The organism is Oscillospiraceae bacterium NTUH-002-81 (genome assembly GCA_032620915.1).
Taxonomy (GTDB): domain Bacteria; phylum Bacillota; class Clostridia; order Lachnospirales; family Lachnospiraceae; genus JAGTTR01.
The window spans coordinates 478,150-496,963 of the sequence record CP136052.1 but is presented as its reverse complement, the minus strand read 5'-3'; the positions used below and the strand labels follow the sequence as shown (position 1 = coordinate 496,963).

General features: G+C 45.7%; 20 protein-coding genes, 1 tRNA gene and 2 pseudogenes. 1 reads left to right on the top strand and 22 read right to left on the bottom strand.

Translation table 11 applies throughout. The features are described from left to right. Positions 1–59 precede the first annotated feature (59 nt). A complete protein-coding gene (locus tag RJD28_02380) occupies positions 60–398 on the top strand; it encodes a cupin domain-containing protein (protein WNV58415.1) in 339 nt (112 codons plus the stop codon). 92 nt (positions 399–490) lie between these two features. Here the strand turns inward: RJD28_02380 and RJD28_02375 are convergent, their stop codons facing one another. The 22 genes and pseudogenes from RJD28_02375 to RJD28_02270 form a co-directional block, all read right to left on the bottom strand. Further along, positions 491–1,063 carry an NAD(P)H-dependent oxidoreductase gene (locus tag RJD28_02375; GenBank protein WNV58414.1) on the bottom strand — a complete coding sequence of 191 codons (573 nt, stop codon included), beginning with the start codon at positions 1,061–1,063 and terminating at the stop codon, positions 491–493. 183 nt (positions 1,064–1,246) lie between these two features. Beyond that, complete coding sequence (locus RJD28_02370; GenBank protein ID WNV58413.1) at positions 1,247–1,738, bottom strand: N-acetyltransferase; 492 nt, start codon at positions 1,736–1,738, stop codon at positions 1,247–1,249. A 388-nt stretch (positions 1,739–2,126) separates the two neighbouring features. Then, positions 2,127–2,978 (bottom strand): hypothetical protein, encoded by an 852-nt coding sequence (locus RJD28_02365; protein ID WNV58412.1) that lies wholly within the window; start codon positions 2,976–2,978, stop codon positions 2,127–2,129. Between the two features lie 61 nt (positions 2,979–3,039). Next, positions 3,040–5,163: an alpha/beta fold hydrolase gene (locus RJD28_02360; protein WNV58411.1), complete on the bottom strand. Its 2,124-nt coding sequence runs from the start codon at positions 5,161–5,163 to the stop codon at positions 3,040–3,042. Positions 5,164–5,405: 242 nt separating this feature from the next. Continuing rightward, positions 5,406–5,476 (bottom strand) — tRNA-Cys (locus tag RJD28_02355). A gap of 57 nt (positions 5,477–5,533) precedes the next feature. Further along, the gene (gene spoIIID / locus RJD28_02350; GenBank protein ID WNV58410.1) at positions 5,534–5,794 is read right to left on the bottom strand and encodes a sporulation transcriptional regulator SpoIIID; all 261 of its coding nucleotides are present in this window, start codon (positions 5,792–5,794) and stop codon (positions 5,534–5,536) included. 72 nt (positions 5,795–5,866) lie between these two features. Beyond that, positions 5,867–6,877 (bottom strand): helix-turn-helix transcriptional regulator, encoded by a 1,011-nt coding sequence (locus RJD28_02345; protein ID WNV58409.1) that lies wholly within the window; start codon positions 6,875–6,877, stop codon positions 5,867–5,869. Between the two features lie 118 nt (positions 6,878–6,995). After that, entirely contained in the window at positions 6,996–7,877 is an 882-nt protein-coding gene (locus RJD28_02340) for an AraC family transcriptional regulator (GenBank protein WNV58408.1), read from the bottom strand. Positions 7,878–7,945: 68 nt separating this feature from the next. Continuing rightward, the gene (locus tag RJD28_02335) at positions 7,946–9,805 is read right to left on the bottom strand and encodes a hypothetical protein (protein WNV58407.1); all 1,860 of its coding nucleotides are present in this window, start codon (positions 9,803–9,805) and stop codon (positions 7,946–7,948) included. 227 nt (positions 9,806–10,032) lie between these two features. Continuing rightward, complete coding sequence (locus tag RJD28_02330) at positions 10,033–10,449, bottom strand: hypothetical protein (GenBank protein ID WNV58406.1); 417 nt, start codon at positions 10,447–10,449, stop codon at positions 10,033–10,035. Between the two features lie 184 nt (positions 10,450–10,633). Further along, the gene (locus RJD28_02325) at positions 10,634–11,251 is read right to left on the bottom strand and encodes a helix-turn-helix domain-containing protein (protein ID WNV58405.1); all 618 of its coding nucleotides are present in this window, start codon (positions 11,249–11,251) and stop codon (positions 10,634–10,636) included. A gap of 355 nt (positions 11,252–11,606) precedes the next feature. Further along, entirely contained in the window at positions 11,607–12,182 is a 576-nt protein-coding gene (locus RJD28_02320; GenBank protein WNV58404.1) for a helix-turn-helix domain-containing protein, read from the bottom strand. Positions 12,183–12,312: 130 nt separating this feature from the next. Next, positions 12,313–12,954 carry an N-acetyltransferase gene (locus tag RJD28_02315; protein ID WNV58403.1) on the bottom strand — a complete coding sequence of 214 codons (642 nt, stop codon included), beginning with the start codon at positions 12,952–12,954 and terminating at the stop codon, positions 12,313–12,315. A gap of 75 nt (positions 12,955–13,029) precedes the next feature. Next, positions 13,030–13,623 carry a TetR/AcrR family transcriptional regulator gene (locus RJD28_02310; protein WNV58402.1) on the bottom strand — a complete coding sequence of 198 codons (594 nt, stop codon included), beginning with the start codon at positions 13,621–13,623 and terminating at the stop codon, positions 13,030–13,032. Positions 13,624–13,714: 91 nt separating this feature from the next. Further along, positions 13,715–14,482: a zinc ribbon domain-containing protein gene (locus tag RJD28_02305; protein WNV58401.1), complete on the bottom strand. Its 768-nt coding sequence runs from the start codon at positions 14,480–14,482 to the stop codon at positions 13,715–13,717. 204 nt (positions 14,483–14,686) lie between these two features. Continuing rightward, positions 14,687–15,043 (bottom strand): DUF4299 family protein, encoded by a 357-nt coding sequence (locus RJD28_02300; GenBank protein ID WNV58400.1) that lies wholly within the window; start codon positions 15,041–15,043, stop codon positions 14,687–14,689. Between the two features lie 247 nt (positions 15,044–15,290). Further along, positions 15,291–15,815 (bottom strand): annotated as a pseudogene (locus tag RJD28_02295) (lysine--tRNA ligase). A 179-nt stretch (positions 15,816–15,994) separates the two neighbouring features. Next, positions 15,995–17,212, bottom strand: a pseudogene (locus tag RJD28_02290) (site-specific integrase). Between the two features lie 62 nt (positions 17,213–17,274). Next, entirely contained in the window at positions 17,275–17,457 is a 183-nt protein-coding gene (locus tag RJD28_02285) for a CopG family transcriptional regulator (protein ID WNV58399.1), read from the bottom strand. A gap of 107 nt (positions 17,458–17,564) precedes the next feature. Beyond that, on the bottom strand, positions 17,565–17,747 hold the full coding sequence (locus RJD28_02280; GenBank protein WNV58398.1) for a DUF6462 family protein: 183 nt from the start codon (positions 17,745–17,747) through the stop codon (positions 17,565–17,567). 541 nt (positions 17,748–18,288) lie between these two features. Next, positions 18,289–18,618 carry an HTH domain-containing protein gene (locus RJD28_02275; protein ID WNV58397.1) on the bottom strand — a complete coding sequence of 110 codons (330 nt, stop codon included), beginning with the start codon at positions 18,616–18,618 and terminating at the stop codon, positions 18,289–18,291. Positions 18,619–18,621: 3 nt separating this feature from the next. Beyond that, positions 18,622–18,783, bottom strand: coding sequence for a hypothetical protein (locus RJD28_02270; GenBank protein ID WNV58396.1), 162 nt, complete (start codon positions 18,781–18,783; stop codon positions 18,622–18,624). Positions 18,784–18,814: the final 31 nt, after the last annotated feature.

Below are 18,814 nucleotides of genomic sequence, written 5' to 3'. Positions count from 1 at the left end.
ATGAAATGGTATACTTCTTATCAACAAGAAGCAAACGACACAAAAGGAGATGTCTGACTATGAAATTAAATCCGTGCAAAAATGTACCCGCCGCCCAGATGGGCCCCGCTGTCACCCGCCAGCTCCTGGCTTACTGCGAGGGAGAAAACGGCTACACCGTCAATTACATGACCGGCAAAAAGGGCGCTGCCGCTCCGGCGCACAGCCATCCGCACCTGCAGGTTGTCTACATGATCAAAGGCAAGGGCGTGTTCCTCTGCGGGGAGGAAGAGCAGATGATCCAGGCCGGTGATACGGTGCAGATCGACGCCAATGTCCCGCACACCTTCACTTCCATCGAGGAAGATGCCGAGTGGCTGGAATTCTTCACCCCGGTGAGAGAAGATTTCCTGCCGTAATTTCTTATCATATAAAATCATATAAAAAAATCCCCCCGGAATCATCTCTTTTCAGATGGCCCCGGAGGGATTCTTTTTCACAAAAGCATTTTCTAAAAAAGTGCGTCAATTTTTTCCCGGGCAGATGCCAGAATGCCTTCCACATCATTTCCCCAGATATCCAGACCTTCCGCAGATACCACATCCACCTGCGGATCTCCCAGAAAGTTTTTACACAGCTGACGGATATACACCTCGCCGGTGTTCATGTCACCAATGTAGCCGCCGGAAGTGGTCAGATACACCACGCGCTTCATTTTGCACAACGTGTGCGGAATACTGTCTGCACCATAGGCGAACACCAGCCCTGTCACCAGCACATTTTCGATGAAAATTTTCAGCGATGCCGGGAAAGACAGATCCCAGTACGGTGCCGCAATGACAACCGTATCCGCGTCCTTCAGCGCTCTCGCCGGTGCGTATGCCGGATCAGAAAAATCACCGGTCTGTCCGGCCTGATCCCGCTTCGCCAGCGCTTCCTCACTCATGGGCACAAGGCCTGCCTCATCCAGACGCAGCTCTTCTACTTCCACGTCCGAAAGCTTCCCCAGAAAATAGCGTGCCAGCCCCAGTGTCCGGGACTCCGCCCGCACGCAAGCGTTCACAAATAATACCTTCTCTTTCACGTTGATCCCCCTTAAAGATACATACTCTGATAGGGGTATCGTACCATTTTCCGGGCATTCCTGCAACCACTGCCGCTGTTTTCTGGCACTTTTCCATTGTTTCTTTCCCTGCCACCTCTTCCACCGGACTTTTTCTATCTGTACGCCTGGATGCACTTGCAGCTCTCCCGGTGATCTTTTCCATCAGACCTCTCTATAATACGGGCAGATATCCTCGTAATGTCCGTCCTTCATGCGAAAACCGCCCGGGATCACACCCAGCTGCTGAAAGCCCAGCCGCTCGTACAGATGTCTGGCGTGAATATTCGTTGCCACCACCGCATTGAACTGCAGCACCCGAAAACCGCAGGCACCGGCCTGCCGGATACAGTCGCTGACCAGTTTTTCACCGATATGCAGCCCTCTGCACGCCGATGCCACTGCGTAGCTGGCATTGCTGATATGGCCGCAACGTCCGATATTATTCGGGTGTAAAATATACAGGCCGCACACCATACTCTTCTCGTCCTCCGCCACTGCGCACCAGGTCTGATCTGCAAAAAACTGTGCGCCGCTTGTCTCATCCAGAAGCTCCTCCTGGGGAAATGCCACGCCTTCCTCCACCACTTCATTCCAGATGCGCACCATGGCTGCCACGTCATCCCTTGTATATTTTCTTACTGTGATCGTCTCCATTTTTCTTCCGTCCTCCTGATGAAAGCTCTGCATATCCTGTATTTTACGCACAGAGCAGCATTTTTTCAAGACCCTAGACTCGTATACTTGTATGCGACCATTACCATGGGCGACGAACCACGGATTCTGTCATCAACGGCATCTGCACGGAAACTGATTTCGTACCAGTATAAAAACAGGCTTTCAAATGATAGTTTCTTTCCGATGCAGGACAATGAAAAGGACAGCCAGACATAAGCCCGGCTGTCCCAAAAAGTTATTCGCCTTTCAGACTCAGGTTCCCCGCGCTATCGCGCTCTACTGCCTGCTATCGCAGGCGGAACCTTCGTTAATGGCGCAAGAAAAGTAAATGCCGTCTTCGACGTCGCTTCCTTTTCTTTTGCGCTCATTATATCGTTCCTGTCACCACCAGCGTGCTGATGCCCGGCGTCACAGTCCATTCTCCGGTATTCGGATCCTGTACGAATGTGCCTGCCGGTACGGTCACCTGCCCCGCCGTTGTGGAAAACAGTCCTGTCGTCTCATCATAGGTGTAATTTTCCGCCTCTGTCCATGCGGTGCCGTTGAAGGACACCGACAGGTTGGAAAGCCTAGGATCAAACGTATCCACGATCACCGCAGCGGACGCTGCATCTGCCGCCGCGTTGCCGGAGTTCTGGATCAGGAACGTATACGTCAGCGTTCCGTTTTCCGTTACCGGCACCGGGCTGATGGATTTTGTGATCGTCAGAATTGGTTCCACCCGGGCATTGACCGTTTCATTCACGGAAATCGGTGTGATCCCGTTGCCGCTGATCACCGCCGTGTTGGTAATATTGGATTCCAGGTCCAGCGGTGCATAGCGGTTCACCTCCGCCTCATAGGCGATGACCGTATTGCCGCCTGCCGGTACCGAGATTCCGCTGATCACCAGCGGCGGCCCGGCCACAGCTGTGGGCGCGGCCTGTTTGGTGCCGTTGATATAATAGGTGACCGTTCCGGCCACATACGTCAGGGGCGTCAGTGTCTCCTGGCCAAAGGCGTAAGTCCCCAGATCATCGGTGAGGGTAAGCCCGGTCACCGGTACAGTCCCGGAATTGACCAACGCAATGAGATACGTCACGCTGTCGTTCTGCCCGTAGGTATCCCGCACGGCCGTCTTGGAAGCCGACAGTACTTCCAGGATCTCACCCACTGCAATATTTGAATTCGTCACAGCATTTCCATATTTCAACTGTGCCTGATTGGTAAATCTTGCCATAGCATTCCTTCCCTTCTATTATTCAGGTACAGTTTAATATATGTCATATTTTTCCCGGCGGTTACATAATAGAAGTTACCATATGGGAGATGGTAAATGCCAGTGCCACAAAGGCTGTCAGGAACCCGCCCAGCCATGCGGAACCGGTTTTCTTATAGCAAACCCGGCTGATCACTGCTGTGATCGGAAGGATAAACAGCAGACCGAACAGCATGATGCCTGCCAGCGCGGTCGGGAAGGACATGCCCACAGCAGAAAGCCACGCCGCAGATGTAGTGCCCGGAATGTATTTGATGCCTCTCGTTCCCGTTGCGAACAGTTTTCCATAGTCATAGGCAAACATCACAGCCAGACCGCCGCAGGAAGATACCGCGATCAGAATGTAGTTCAGCCACGCCGGTGCGTTATCAATACGGGTCAGAGAATTGTAGAACACGCTGACCAGCAGGAAAAACAGCAGGAACACTGGCAGGTATTTCAGGAAAGCCACCCAGTGTGCGCCGTCCATCGGCATGATGTTGTATTTGAAGAAGGAAAACTCTGTTCCGGAAATGCCGGAGCAAAGGTAAATCACCACATAGATCAGGCCGAAGGATACCACTGCCAAAAGCAGGCTCTTCAACACATTTACAACCGGAAGCTTCAGTCCTGTGTTTTCCACGGTGTAACCGGCCTTTTTCGCAAACAGGAAGAACACCAGCACATACAGCACAAGGAAAATCACGCCGACCACGCCGTTAAACAGCATGAGGGAGTTCATCGGTGCCATATTGAAAAAGCTGTTGGGCATGAATTTTGTCAGGAACTTGAACCACTGGGGCTGCATATAATACGGATATCCCACCAGCCAATAGTACAGAAGCGGTGCCGGAAGCAGGAATACGATGTAAAGGATTGCATATTTTACAGCGCTTGCCGTATCTTTGACCGTGCTGACAGACGGAAGCTCCTTCTGCACAATACCGGCAAAGAACGGTACCCGCAGCAGTGTCAGTGCCATTGCCGCAAATCCCACCAGTGCGGACAGCAGGCCGATCAGACCGCAGGCTGCACGCCCATGCCAGTTCTGCTCGGTTACCGGAATGCTTTCCTCGCCGCCCCGCAGCGTAATATCGAAGAAATCAATGCCATAGCTGATGGCAGTCTCGTCATAGTATGTATCCGAATGGGTGCCGTCAAACGTATAGGCCGCACGGATCGGCTGCATGGTCGCCGCTGCAGAAGCAGCTGCCGTGATCGCATCCTCGCGGCTCAGCGGCGTGGCGGAAGCATCGCCGTACATAAAATAAGTGCCGGAAGGAACATCGCTGGCGCCGCCTACGCCAAGCTTGAACTTAAAGCTCTTGGTGTACTGGCTGGCATCATCAATGCCCCACAGAAGACCGGAGAACTCATCATAATCACCCTCGATGGTACAGATATTCACCGGTGCTGCATACAGAGGAAATACACCATTGTCCTCTGTGACGCCGATGTACGTCAGATCCTGGCTGTTGCGGATATTATAATTGTAACCGGTCAGCACCATGGAACTGGGAAGCACGATCCCGGATCCCATAGCCGCCGTATACGCAGTCGCAGCTGCTGTAGCATCATCCTGCCCGGCTGCCTGTGCCTCTGTCAGCGCCGCAGTATAGGCAGCCTGCCATTTTGCATAGGCAAGATAGGCGCCCTCCTGGATCGCCGCCGTTCCCATGGAATGTCCCAGCATACCGATCTTTGTCAGATCCACGAAATCATACTCCGCAAACTTCTGCAGCGCACTGTAGCTTCCCAGATCCGGAGCATAGTTCTCCACATTTCCCATCTCCGCCTGCTTATATCCATCCGGCGGCAGGGTGCTTTCCCCGTGGCCGTACATGTCAAGTGCCATGACAACATAGCCCCGACGGGACAGCTCAATGGCATTGGGCTCCATGGCATCCAGCGATGCCGTATACCCATGGCAGAGCAGGATCGCCGGTGCCGGGTTGTCCGCAGTTGCCGTCTCCGGCACATACAGCTTCGCATGGCTGGTCGCACCTGTATCTGTCACAAATGTAAGGTTTTCGGTTTTCACAGAACCTCCGCTGGTCTGAATGTTATGCCCCACCGCCGATGAAATCACCATCAGAAGCAGGCAGATGATCAGAACGATGGCGGAAGCATTTTCTTTTCGGAAAAATCCTTTCTTTCCACTTTCCATAACTCTATCTCCCTTCTTTTGTCAAAAAGTTTCTATAAATAGAATAACATTTTGAAGGACAAAAGAAAGGAAATGCAAGTCATTGTCAATGACTTGGAAGGTTGTCACGCAGGATGACGGACATTTCTGTTGACAGCCCGTTTCAGATAGCAGACAATAAAAAAAGCCCTTGGTTGAGGCTTACATACACTTACATACATTTTAAGTACAAAAAAAACCCCGATTTTATCGGGGTTTTCAAGAGGCGACAACCAGATTTGAACTGGTGATCAGGGTGTTGCAGACCCACGCCTTACCACTTGGCTATGTCGCCATATCTGACAGCTATTAAATTATAGCAAATATCAGCCCTGGCGTCAAGCCATTTTTCTTATTTTACCTCATGTTGATGCAAATATTTTTCCCGTGTTGCCATGCCTCCCCGAATGTGACGCTCCGATTTGTTCACGTCAAGCACCTGCCGCGCCTGTCCCGCCAGCGCAGGATTGATCTGGTTCAGCCGTTCTGTCACATCTTTATGTACCGTACTCTTGCTGATTCCGAATTTTTTTGCCGTCTGCCGCACGGTTGCACTGTTTTCTATTATATATTCCGCAATCTCAACGGCTCGCTCCTCGATATAATCCTTCAAAAAAAATCCCCCTGCATAGTTTGTTTTTTACAATCTATGCAAGGGGGTTGGGATGTATGTCTTTCTAACTATTTATTGATCCGCTCCGTCCGCACCGATGACCAATCGCACAGTTCCAGACACCGCCGCGAACAGCACGCCCGCCACCGGCCACAGGATCCACGTGATGTCCCAGCGCATGGTCCAGAAGCTCCAGCCCAGATAAATGGCGGTGGCCAGGCACCAGTATACCCCGGACAATGTGTCCAGCTTTGTTTTCGCCTGTTTTTCTTTTTTGCTGAATTCGCCTTCCTGCAGCAGCATGTCGTAGCTGCCCTTTATGATGCTCACCCGCACGATCATGTTGACGCCTGCCGCCACCAGAAGCAGTAACAGGCTCACCATCGCACAGGTGACCGCGTCCGGCGCATCCACCACCCCTGCCAGAAGCAGCGGCACGACAGAAAGGATACAGATTCCGACGCCCACCGCGATCCCCCGCGTAAACACAGGCTCATAGGAACGTCTTCTCTCTTTTACCATGCCGGAGACGCCATATTCTGTTTCAAAAACTTCTTTTTCCAGATATTCCATCTGGCTTTTCCGGATACCGCACGTAATAAACAAAAATACCGCCACGGCAACCATCACAAACAGGAATACCAGACCCAGCCCTGCCGCAAAGGCTTCCGTCACATGAAATCTGCGGTCGTCTGCCATTCCGCTCAAAAGGATCAAAAGGGCCGGACTGACGATACACATAAACACGCCATTGGCGATCCGTGGCGCTCCCTCCCTTTTCCTGTCCAGGAAATCATTGGCCTCTTCCATGGACACACTCCGCACCGGAACCGTTTCCCGCCGTTCCATGGTCGGCTCTATTTCCTGATAAACGCCGTCGGGTTCCATCTCGTCTTTCAAAAGATAGTCCGTGCTGACGCCAAACAGCTGGGACATTTGAAGGATCCTCTGCAAGTCCGGGCTAGAACCGGCACTCTCCCATTTGGAAACCGCCTGCCGGGACACCCCCAGCTTCTCCGCAAGCTCCTCCTGCGACCAGCCGTTTCTTTTTCTCTCTTCCATAATCTTATCTGCTAATATCATCCTGCTTCCTCCGTAGGTTTCTTTTCCCACTTATCATAAGCCTTTTTTCGGTTGTCCGCCACCATGTAAGGCTGTCAATTTGTCAACCGGGTGTTGCAGGATGCCATTTCAGGGCCGATTATTTCTCTTTTTCGTTCACTGCGATCCAGATTTCACACTGGTAATCGGGATCCGAAATGTCCGCCGAGGAATACACCTCAAACTCCACATTTTCCGCATATTCATACTGGGCGCTTTGCGGGAAAAACTCGGTCACAATACGATGGTATGTCTCGATAAAGGCGTCCGGCATTTTTCCTTTGCTGGTAAATACCGCATAGGTATGGGCCGGGATCGTCACCACCTCCAGATCATCGTCGATGGGTCTTCCGTCATACTCCACGCCGATGCCGTAGGGAAACTGCTTTGCATTCAGCTCCGAGGAAAAACAGATGCCCAACAGCCCTTTCATCACGGGATGTTCAGGCAGGCACGCGATCAGTCTGCCCATGGTTCCGTCCGCGCCAAATTCCTGCCACATGGCCGTAATGTCCGGTGTAGCATTGGCCGACTGGGGCTTTCCCACACGCTTTCTTTTGCACACAACCTGAAACGCTTCTCTTTTTTCAATTCTGTAATCCATTTTACTGCCTCCTGTGAAAGTTAATTTAACAGACAGGGACGTGAATATTTTGACCTTGCCACCATGCCGGGCTTCGCTGGGCGTAATGCCGTGAAACCGGGCAAAGGCACGGGAAAAACTCTCCGGCGTATCGTAGCCGTATTTCAGCGCCGCATCAATGATCTTCGCATTCCCACGGGACAGCTCCTCCCCCGCAAGGGAAAGCCTGCGCATGCGGATATACTCCCCCAGTGAAAATCCGCACAGGATCCCGAAGACTCTCTGAAAATGAAACGATGAGGAATAGGCCTGCTTCGCCACTTCTTCAAAATCAATTTCTTCGGTGATGTGCGCCTCCACGTAGTCGATGGCACGCTGTATTCCCTGAATCCAATTCATGTTTCCACGCCTCCTCTGTGATCACAGTGTAGCAAAATGCGGAAGCTGTTTCCTGACTCTGCGTGCGGTCACATGTCAGGGTGTGTGTTTCGTTCTCTCTTCCGGACAGTCCGCAACACCAGTACAGACAGGCCCAGGCAGGCCAGCGGCCACCACAGGGAAGTTGCATCTCCTGTTTCGGGCGCAGTCCGGCTGACTGCGGCGGCAGCTGTCTCCCTGCTTCCACTGCCGGAGCCACTGGAAGACGCACTGTCCTTACTGCCATTGTCGGAACCACCGGAAGACGTACTGTCCTTGCTTCCACCCTCGGAACCACCGGAAGACGCACCGTCTGTCTTGCCAGCATCGCCCTTCTGGTCATCTTTTGTATCTGCTTTTTTCGCCGCAATGGCATAGTTGGAAAAACCGGTGGTCTGGAATGTAACGGTCTGCGTCGCCGCATCATAAACAGCCGGAAGACTTTCATAAAAGCCATCCTGTTTTTCGTGGATTACCACGATTTCCCCGGCAGACGGCTGCTGCGCCAGCTGGAGCTTTACCGTTGCTTTGTTTTGCAATGTATGCAAACGGTCTGCCCAGACTGCGTCCGGCGTCCCCTTGTATACGATCTGTTCCAGGCTCAGATCTGTATATGCGATGATCTGCGCCCCGGCGGCTGCTTTCTCAAAATTGGCTTTCTGTGCGTCCGTCAGCTCCGCATCTTTGACTGACAGAACAACCGAACCGGACGAAATCTCCCCATCTGCCAACAAAATAGCGGCAGCCTTCACGTCCGCAGCACTGCTCTTTGCCTGATTTTCCACTTTTTCAAAAATCCCGGCAATATGTACGTTGGCGTCCGGCATAATGTATTCAAACACGGACTTCTCTTCCATGGCAGTCAGCGAGGTATCTCCCAGCCGGGCAGATGTCAGCTGATACCCATAATCCGGCGTCAGGCGGAAAATCACTTTTGACCCGGGAAGAATGTTGGCATATCCGGTATTTTTATCCGCATCCTGCCTGACATCCTTCAATCCCAGGGAATTGCCATCCGCATCCTGGACATCCAGGATTTCCACCGTCCCGTTTTTTACCCGTTCATCGTCATTCCATCCGGGCTGCCCGGATTTATCCGAATCCCAGACGATGGTTCTTGGCACGGGAACGATTTTCTTTGTTACGACAATATCATACCGGTCAGCAGGTGCCACAACAAAAGTCATCGTATCGGAAACATTTTCCGGCAGCGATATCGCTGTTCCATTTACCGTTACTGATCCAATCGCTCCATCTCCAAATGCAAGCTGAATCTGGAGCATATTATAGATGTCTCCGCTGGCATACCCACGGCCAGTCCCGAAAATATGGGCACTCTCCTGGCCGATTCTTTCTCCGTTCAAGAAAATCTCCATTCCAAATCCGTCATACGTGCCGCTTATCGCTATTTCATCCGGGTAAGAAGGGCCGGGCGGCGCCACATCTTTCTTTTTCAGGTCGATATGAACCGTCCCGGAAAATTGCTCCGTCTGCAGCTGGATACGCGGAGACGCAGACAGATCAAACACCGTCTCGCCCAGATACAGCTGCACTGCCGCCAGATCCGGCAGCACGCTATCCGGATTCTCCAGATCCTCCAGATCAGCCACTGCCGCCACCTCTAAATAATAGGAAAATGCATTGAGGTCAATTTCCATCCCATTCGAGGTAATGGCTACACGCTGCATCTGTTCAAAGTCCAGCTCTCTGTAGAGACTGATCCGATACTTCGCTCCCTCTATTTCATAGGTCACCCGCCCTGCATCCGTATCAATTTCTGAACAATTCGTGAAATCCAACTGCACCACATTCTGATCTTCCGCCCGAACCTGTCCGGGAACGAATAAAAATGTCAGCAACATCACTGCAACTATTGAAAAAAATAGATTGATTTTTGCCCTCTTTTCCATATGACTGCCCTTTCCTTCCCGATCTTTGCACGGTTCTTATCCGCATCGGTTTTACCAAAATCTTAGCAAAGGGTGGGCGGCTTGTAAATCCTACCAAAGTATGATGCGCATTCCTATTTTATTTAAAAGTTTTCCATCATAAATATAAACAGCATTTATTAGAGTTAGAAAGACTTCCTTCAAGCATATCCGTGTAAGCCCGTTTCATCTCAGGATCAGATTCTGTTTCAATAACCAACCGCAATTCTTGCGATCTCCATAACTACAATCTTTAGCATCACTCCGCCGGACATTACATAAAACCATATCTCACGCATATGCTGTGACTTTGCAATCGGTGTTGCTATTGCTGCAATAATTATGATTGCAGCTCCGACACATCCAACTATGTTTGGAACGCTCACAAGTGAAAATATTCCTGGATTACAGCTTCCATCTATCGTATACTGAATTGTTTTATCCAGTCCGTCTCTTGCAGCTGCGAAGCAGCATATAACAAGGCCATATACCAAAACAAACAGGCTCCTTCTGCCCCAGAAATTAATGTTGTTTCTGTTACTGATTGAATATCCAACAAACCCGACCAGCGATAAAATCATAAGTGTAGTAACTGTTGTTACCATATTTCCAAAATAGAGTTTCATCTGCTTTTCCTCCTGCTAATTCAAACTTTTATACTACTCAGTAACCGCCTTCAAATTCTGTAAAGATACTCGTTTTCCGCCATTTATCATCACACCTAACATATCATCCTCTTTTCGCTGTGTGCCTGTCTGTCCCATGCCGGCACCACAATCTGCACTGCGTCTTAGCGTCCGGCTTCCTTTACTATAAATTTTTCTGCATCTCCCTGTAGAAATGATCCATATGCTCTTCCAGTAACTTTATCACATGGCTTTTGTCTTTTGCTCCATCATATATGCTGTAAAGCAAAAAAATAGGTCCATAAAAATCAAGCGCTGTCTGTCTTGCTTTTCCTGCATCTCCCAGCATTCCTGAAAACAAAGCTTCCATATAAGTTAATGGTCCGCTTGCAAGGTAATTCTGATATAACTGAGCCATCTGTGGTTCCCTGTACTGTTCCAATGTCAACATCTTACGGAAACAGCATGAAAACTCTTCCTCTGTCCAATGAAGGAATTGCACCTTTGTGAACTGCTTGATCTTATCAAATGCCGTTTCTTTATACTCGGCTGCAACCTTTTCCAGATCACCCTCCGGCATTTCATATTGCTTTATTCTTTCCATATCTAATTCATTCATTTTTTCAATAATACTGTCCAATATCTCCTGCTTGCTTTTATAATGCTTATACAATGCAGCCTTGGTCACTCCAAGTTTTGAAGCAATATCATTCATGGATGTTCCCATATATCCACTCTGTGCAAATAACTTCAAGGCTTCTTCCAGTATTTTTTCCTTTGTGTTCTTTTCCTTGCTTTCCATATCTGTCTCCTAATTTAAATCTGTCATCAAGTTACCTTTTGGTTACTTTAATTATAGTTACCTATCGGTTACTTGTCAACAGCTACTATATTTTCAATTAAAGAACTTTAACATATTCAGCTTTCCTCTTTGCCTGGCAGATCTTATATAGCAAAAAAGACGCAGGCAAAAAACATTTCATTTCTGCTCTGCGTCTTAGCGTCTGGCAATGGATTGATAATCCACTATATGATCCTTCACATCTGAAACTTTTAAATCATTATACAAACTGCTTAACGGGTTCCCGCTGCTATATATGACAAAAAAACTGCTGCTTCAAGTAATCCACAATCATTCAATATACCCTTTTTCTTTATCATACAGCATTTTCCTCGCAAAACCATTTCAGATAATCGTCCAAAAGATTCTTATCTGTTTCATTCCTACACTCACCATTGCTCTGATCCAGTTCGTAATCCATCAGCCCATGTATCGTCATAGCAAAGCTTACTGCACTCAGATCCGGATTTGTAAAATGAAGTAATTTATGTACTTCCATGGCATAAAACAGCTGCTTCGTTGCTATAATCATCTTATCCATCTCTTCTGCGACAATTTTTGCTGCCATAGGATTCAGGCTTCTTTCGGAATAGATAACCTTATAGAAATTCATCATATGTTCCTGCTGGTTCATATTAAAATATCCTCCGACCATCATCCTCAATATTTCCAATGCACTCTTATCCGCAAAAATGGTTGTATAATCAATCGCACCTATATTGGCATTTTTCTTAGCCTCTTCCCGGAGGAATTGATACATTACTTCAACAAGCTCCTCTTTGGATGCAAAATGATTGTATAATGACGGTTTTTTTATCCCAACCTTATCTGCAATCATATTCATAGATACGTTACCAAGTCCTTTATTAGCTGCCAGCTCCAATGTAGCCATGATAATGTCTTTTTTTCTTGTATCACTCATTATTTGTTTTAACTATCTCCCATATATTACCTTTTGGTTTTATTTTAACTACCATTCGGTAGTTTTGATATATCACACTGCTTTGTATAATTCAAGTAAATTAAAATAACTGTCCCGGTAATTTTTTCTTCTCTTTATAAGGAAACATCTTATCAAATTCTTCAGATTCCTTTTCATCTACAAAATATCCCGCTGGTGTCGCATACTCCCCTGTAATGCCATTTAAATATCCCGGAATCAGCTCTTTGCATAGAAAGAAGGACGCATCCTGCCCCTCTTCCAGTCCATGATAACGGATGTTAAATTCACTTGCCGGTCTGAATCCACTTTTTCCATAAAAATCAATGTTTCCCTCAAAACAAACCGCACCACATCCAAGCTTCGCTGCCTTGTCTAATGAATAATCCAGCAAGACTTTTCCGTACCCCTGTCTTTTCAGTTCCGGAGTAATGCAAATCGGTCCCATCGTCATAATTGGAATATTTCTTCCATCATCCGCTTTAATACTTGTTCTCATAAACATATTCTGACCGATCAGCTTGTCCTCTTTGCCTTTTTCACTAAAAACCATCACAAAATCCAGTTCTGGAACGAATGCCGGATCATTTCTGAGCTGATGCAATACATAATGCTCAAGGCATCCTGGACGATACACATTCCAAAAACTTTCTCTTACCAGATTTTCTACTTTCTGTTGTTCTTCCTTTTTCTCTAAACGAATCATAATATTACTTTTTTCCATTTCTTTTATGTCCTCTCTTAAAAAGTATGTTCGATCCCTTCTCCTGCATTTCACATTCCTTCCCCCAAAATACAATTACTGCTTCATTTCTACTACAATTTTGTCCATCATCTGTTCAAACTGACATTTTGCTTTCGTCTTATCTGCTGCTCCATCATATACACTATAATAGAAAAACATATTTGCATAAAATTGAACTGCATTCTCTTCCGGATTTTTTATTTCCATATTTTTGAACAGATCCTTCACGTATTCTGCCGGTCCGGATACCAGATATTGCTGATATAACTTCTGCATTTCTTCATTTTTGAATTGTTCAAGCGTAAGCATTTTCCGAAACGATGATGCAAAATCATCCTCTGTCCAGTATTCAAACATTGACTTGCTGTATTCCACCAAATCATCCACTGATACATTCTCATACTGTTCAGGCATTTTTTCTTTTTCCTCTTCCGGCATACCATATTCTGATGCCTGTTCGCCATCCTGCTGTTCCATGCGCTTTACAATACTGTCAAAAATATCTCTCTTGCTTTTGTAATGACGGTACAATGCCCCTTTTGTCATATCAAGCTCTCCTGCTATCTGGCTAACAGAGACAGCCTCGTAACCATCTCTGGCGAACAAATGCAGTGCCACAATTAATATTTCCTCTTTCCTATTACTCATGCACATTTCCTCCAAAATAAATAAACGACCGTTTACATTTTAATGATAGTAAACGATCGTTTATTTGTCAAGACTTTTCTTTTTGCTTATATTATCTCTTTTTATAAATCAACAGCTCTGGATTTTCACCATCCTTCTCATATGTACATACCAGAATAAAATCCATACTTGCCAAAATACCAAAGCAGCTGTCTCCTCCAAATTCAGACTCCAGTTGATTTCCCAGATAGGTTTTATGATCATCAAGGAATTTCACTTTTTGTCCATTAGGCAGAGTATATTCCAGATTCACATATTTCCCCACAAGTGCATTTAGCTTGTCTACCCTTGGAAGTCCGTCTATATGCAGATCATTTATTTCATTTATCAACTGCATTTTAAACTCTTCAAACTGCCCATTGTCACTAAGTTCATCATACCTGCTCCAGTAATCTAACTTTGGAAGCATTTCTTTTAGATAAGTGCGTGCCTGTTCTTCGGTAAAGTTTTCATTTACCATATTCTTTGCACACACATCAATCAATTCATCCATATCATTATATGTGTATGTTCCATCTGCATAGCACCATTTACAATACTCCTCATTTAATGTGCCATCTTTATCACGTCCCAATATGGAATCATCATCGATTGGCATTCCACAGCACTGGCAAATCAATTTTCTGGGTTCTCCCAAAAGCGTATTGATTGAGACATCAAATTCTTTAGATAAGAGCTTAAGTGTATCAGTGTTTGGAACTGTATCTCCATTTTCCCAACGGGATACTGCCTGCCTTGTTACCATGACTTTATCTGCCAGCTCGTCTTGTGACATTCCTCTTCCAGTACGAAGTTTCAAAATAATATTTTTTGTTTCCATAGCTGTCACCTCCATAGCCATATCATATAAACAAATTCATATTCTGAAAAGCAACCTGCTGTTGCCATAGTCAAACCTCAACCTCCTTGTGCCTAGAGTATATGAAGTTTCTGCTTTATCTTGTAGTTTGCGAATATCCGTATAAACAGAAAAAGCCCTTTGAGAAAAGAATTTCTCCTCTCTCAAAAGGCAAATCGATAACCGTTATTCCACAATAGCTTCTAATTCGTCTAAAGATAAGCCTTTCACTAAAATCGTATTCTCCCTGGAATCTAATGTGTGCTTTTCCAATTTCTTCAAAGCTTTCTGATAATCACAATCCCCCATAACACAATCTTTTGTCGTGCTTACAAGTACGATTTTCCAATCGTCTACCTGCTTTCCATCTACGGCATATTCGTTTTGTGGCATTTTCGGTAGAATTGTTTCTGTACCTTCTGTTAATGCGATTGCTCCAAACGGACTACCATCTGGTTTCGCATAAAATTTTGGTGTTGCAGCATATGTATTACTCCAATCAACCGCTGTTTTCTCTTTTTTAAATTTGCTAAATAACCCCATAATCTGTATTTCTCCTTCCTGCCTTTCGTCTTGTAGCTTCCTTATTTTAAAAATGGGCAATCCCGATTGGAATTGCCCACTCTTTTATCACTCCAAAATCCAACGGCTTTACCGTTGCCGTGCTTCGCACTCTCCGATTTTGTCGCTGTCACATCAGGTGAAAACAAATACTCGCTTCGCCCGTGCTTGTTTTCCTGCTGATGTTCCAAATTATGCGATTTTTTCTTGCTTACACAACTCGTGTCTCTTAATACAGTTTTGCGCCTGCCGGGATATGATTATCCACCATCAGCAGGTTCAGCTTCTCCTCGCCGTTCTCCTCGCACACTGCGGAAAGCAGCATACCGCAGGAGTCAATGCCCATCATGGCACGCGGCGGCAGGTTGGTGATGGCGATCAGCGTCTTACCCACCAGCTCTTCCGGCTCGTAATAAGCATGGATACCGGAAAGGATGGTGCGATCTGTGCCGGTTCCATCGTCCAGGGTGAACTGTAACAGCTTCTTGGACTTCTTTACAGCCTCGCAGGCTTTTACCTTCACCGCACGGAAATCGGACTTGCTGAAGGTGTCGAAGTCTACCTGCTCCTCGAACAGCGGCTCGATCTTCACGTTGGAGAAGTCGATCTTCTCGTTGGGGGTGAAGAATCCATTGTTGTCCCCAGCCGGTGCAGCAGCTTCCGCGCTCTCTGCGGAAACGTTGCCTGCTGCCTGTGCGGCGTTGTTTGCTTCGTTCTTGGCAGCGCCCTGGCTCTTCATGGTCGGGAATATAACCGAAGCTAATCCACCACAGTCCAAATAAGTTGATAAACGCTTTTTTACACGATTTTCATTATATATCGCCAGTCCATATTTGTCCACCAAAATCCAACAAACTAATGTCATTTTGATGTATTCTGACTTTTTTGATGTCAGGTTTGTCTTGGAAATCGTCCCCTTGCAAGGACTTCTTCCTAAAATATATCACTATTATTTTCCAGAGCTTTAATTGCTTCCTTTTTCTTCACATCTGTTGCTTCCGCATAAATATCCATCGTTGTTTCAATATTTGCATGACCCATAATACTTTGAATCACTTTCAGATTTCTTTCATTTTCACAAAATCTGGTGCAAAATGTGTGTCGGATATGATGACACGAAAAATGAGGAATCAATACCGGGCGTCTGCTCTCCCGTTTTGCCTTAATAATTTCTTCGGCATTGTAGGCTTCGTAAATTCTTTTGATTGCACTGTTGATTACGCTGGGTTTATGGATAATTCCGTCTTTATTGCAAAAGATAAACCCACTCATACCATCAACCACTTGCACATTAAAACCGGTTTCTTTCTGTGCTTCGTATTCATCCTTAAATGCCTGTTCTACAGCCTGCATCATCGGAATAGTACGAATCCCGGCTTCTGTCTTTGGCGAAGAAATATGAAATTCACTCTTTCCATTCTCCATTACTCGATAGATAGCCGCATGGTTTATACTAATGGTTTTATTCTCATAATCCAAATCTTCCCAACGCAGCCCTATCATTTCTCCTATGCGACATCCCGTTCCAAAAAGTGCTGTAAACAGTGGCAACCAATGGCAATACACAGGACTGTTCGATACATAATTCAAAAATGCTCTCTGCTGTTCCAATGTAAGTGCGTGTCTTATGCCCTTATTCTTTCCATTCGCCTTTTTGATTTCTGCCATTACACCGCTTGCCGGATTATTGCGTATCACATTGTCCCTAACTGCCATCTGAAAGGTTGGGTGCAGAATCGTATGAATATTATCCAATGTATTCACCTGTAACCCCAATATGTTCATCAACGAACAATAAAAGAATTTCACATCAGAATACTTTATATCATTGATGATTCTTTTTCCAAAAGTATCTCTGACAAAACGGTTATACATATACTTATAATTTACCCGTGTGTGTTCTTTCAAATCATACTTCGTTGAAATATACCTGTCAAATGCATAGTTCAAAGTTGTCTTTCCACTGCAATAGCTTTCAAGACCGTCCAACTGATTGCGAACAAGTTCTTTTTCCTTTTCCCTTAACTCCAACAGGTCATTTGAATAAACGACCCGCCTTTTACCTGTCGAATCGGTGTACTGGTAGATATACCTTCCGTCGTTTTTCCTCTGACTTTCGCCTTTCCTTAATACTCTGCCTTTTGAATCTTTTTCTCGACATTGACATTATGTACCACCTTCCTCTCAATATAAGAAAGAGGTCACAAATGCCATTACTCATTCTCGGTATTATCCTGCTCTTGCAGCTTTCTAAATCCTTGAACAAGCGTCTGTGTTATGGTCAGATCATGAGAGCTGGCATACTCTGTTATATCTGTATGCTCATCTTTTGTAAGACGGATGAATACACCTTCACTTCTCGGATTTTCTAACTTAGGTCTACCCATTCTTGCCATCCGTCAACACCTGCCTTTCATAACCTGACTTCATTTTACTACTTGTATATCAAAAAGTCAAATACTTTTTGATATACAATAATTCGTTTTCCTCTTTCTTATCATGTCTACGCCCGAAAAGATTCCAAATACTCCTCAAAAATCTTCACGTTTACCAATGTGATACGGTTAATTTTATAAACAGCACGAGCATCCTGTGCCAATTTCATAAAGCTGTGTTTACTCATAGAATACCTCTCCGCACCCTCGTCATACCTTATAAAATTTTTTGTGTTCACTTTTGCCTGCATTCTTCCACCTACCTTTTCAAAGTGTGTTCTTTTTCTCTTGCTATGGTTATGGCATATCTGCCAATAAAAACATACTTAACAAACAAATATGCTTTTATTGGAAGATATTAAAAAATCCGTACAGGTGGCAGCTCATTACACTACCCACATCGGTATCGCACCGTCATCTTATCTGACCGGACTAAGCCGGAAGTATCATTATCAAAAATATGTATCAACGCCTCCGTGTAACTGCTACACATTTATGCCGGATATTTCTCGCTCCACACCTTAACTTCAATATCTGCTTTCAATATTCCTTCGTATCCACCTCTGCCAAAGGCAAAAGCAGGTGTCTTATGGCGTATCCTCAAAGCGGCTCCACATATTCCACACGTCCTGTACGCATTGGTTTATGAAATTGTCAAGGTACAATCGCAGACATCGTCTGCATTTTGGATAAAATCAAAGCTGAAATTGTCAGCCTAAAAAGCACATAAGCACACTTCCGTCTGCTATGAACGGTTCTGTAAAAATTATGTGCTTTATCAGAATGACAAGATCAAAGTTGTAATTTATCCGGTCCATATTTTCTTAGGACTTGAAATAAAACTTTTTTATGTATGCCCTCCGTCCAATCATATAATTCATGCAAGGCAGCTACTTCCATAGGTGTCAGCGAATTGGCATAAGGCTTGTAATCCTCTCTTATAAAAATTCCTCCGTTCTCTCCCTGTTTTGTATAAATCGGATAAACCGGAGTTAAAGCCTGAATATCATACTGTATCGTGCGAATGGAAACGCCAAATTCCTGTGCCAATTCATTCGCTGTTGTATGTCGTCTGATAATAAGAATATTGATTATTTCCGTTCTACGATGTACGGTATTCATGCTTCACCCCCTCTCTTCTGGTTTTCCAATTCTAATTTTAAATGCAGAATATGCAGTATCTTTGCTTATTCCCCTAAATTTCTCTGTAAATCTTTTATCTCTCTCCAGCCATTGACTTTCCCTTTTCCCATTGATAAAATCATTATGGATAGAATCAAAAATCATAAAAAGTCACACAAACTGCTATGGAGTTTTT

What these genes read in the sequence shown, in the direction of transcription:
- RJD28_02360 (WNV58411.1), bottom strand. Translation starts at nt 5,163, where the DNA reads ATGGAAAGTGGAAAGAAAGGATTTTTCCGAAAAGAAAATGCTTCCGCC.
- RJD28_02380 (WNV58415.1), top strand. Translation starts at nt 60, where the DNA reads ATGAAATTAAATCCGTGCAAAAATGTACCCGCCGCCCAGATGGGCCCC.
- RJD28_02370 (WNV58413.1), bottom strand. Translation starts at nt 1,738, where the DNA reads ATGGAGACGATCACAGTAAGAAAATATACAAGGGATGACGTGGCAGCC.
- RJD28_02275 (WNV58397.1), bottom strand. Translation starts at nt 18,618, where the DNA reads ATGAATACCGTACATCGTAGAACGGAAATAATCAATATTCTTATTATC.
- RJD28_02335 (WNV58407.1), bottom strand. Translation starts at nt 9,805, where the DNA reads ATGGAAAAGAGGGCAAAAATCAATCTATTTTTTTCAATAGTTGCAGTG.
- RJD28_02280 (WNV58398.1), bottom strand. Translation starts at nt 17,747, where the DNA reads ATGCAGGCAAAAGTGAACACAAAAAATTTTATAAGGTATGACGAGGGT.
- RJD28_02315 (WNV58403.1), bottom strand. Translation starts at nt 12,954, where the DNA reads ATGGAAAAAAGTAATATTATGATTCGTTTAGAGAAAAAGGAAGAACAA.
- RJD28_02320 (WNV58404.1), bottom strand. Translation starts at nt 12,182, where the DNA reads ATGGCTACATTGGAGCTGGCAGCTAATAAAGGACTTGGTAACGTATCT.
- RJD28_02300 (WNV58400.1), bottom strand. Translation starts at nt 15,043, where the DNA reads ATGGGGTTATTTAGCAAATTTAAAAAAGAGAAAACAGCGGTTGATTGG.
- RJD28_02285 (WNV58399.1), bottom strand. Translation starts at nt 17,457, where the DNA reads ATGGCAAGAATGGGTAGACCTAAGTTAGAAAATCCGAGAAGTGAAGGT.
- RJD28_02345 (WNV58409.1), bottom strand. Translation starts at nt 6,877, where the DNA reads ATGATATTAGCAGATAAGATTATGGAAGAGAGAAAAAGAAACGGCTGG.
- RJD28_02305 (WNV58401.1), bottom strand. Translation starts at nt 14,482, where the DNA reads ATGGAAACAAAAAATATTATTTTGAAACTTCGTACTGGAAGAGGAATG.
- RJD28_02330 (WNV58406.1), bottom strand. Translation starts at nt 10,449, where the DNA reads ATGAAACTCTATTTTGGAAATATGGTAACAACAGTTACTACACTTATG.
- RJD28_02270 (WNV58396.1), bottom strand. Translation starts at nt 18,783, where the DNA reads ATGATTTTTGATTCTATCCATAATGATTTTATCAATGGGAAAAGGGAA.
- RJD28_02365 (WNV58412.1), bottom strand. Translation starts at nt 2,978, where the DNA reads ATGGCAAGATTTACCAATCAGGCACAGTTGAAATATGGAAATGCTGTG.
- RJD28_02340 (WNV58408.1), bottom strand. Translation starts at nt 7,877, where the DNA reads ATGAATTGGATTCAGGGAATACAGCGTGCCATCGACTACGTGGAGGCG.
- RJD28_02325 (WNV58405.1), bottom strand. Translation starts at nt 11,251, where the DNA reads ATGGAAAGCAAGGAAAAGAACACAAAGGAAAAAATACTGGAAGAAGCC.
- RJD28_02310 (WNV58402.1), bottom strand. Translation starts at nt 13,623, where the DNA reads ATGAGTAATAGGAAAGAGGAAATATTAATTGTGGCACTGCATTTGTTC.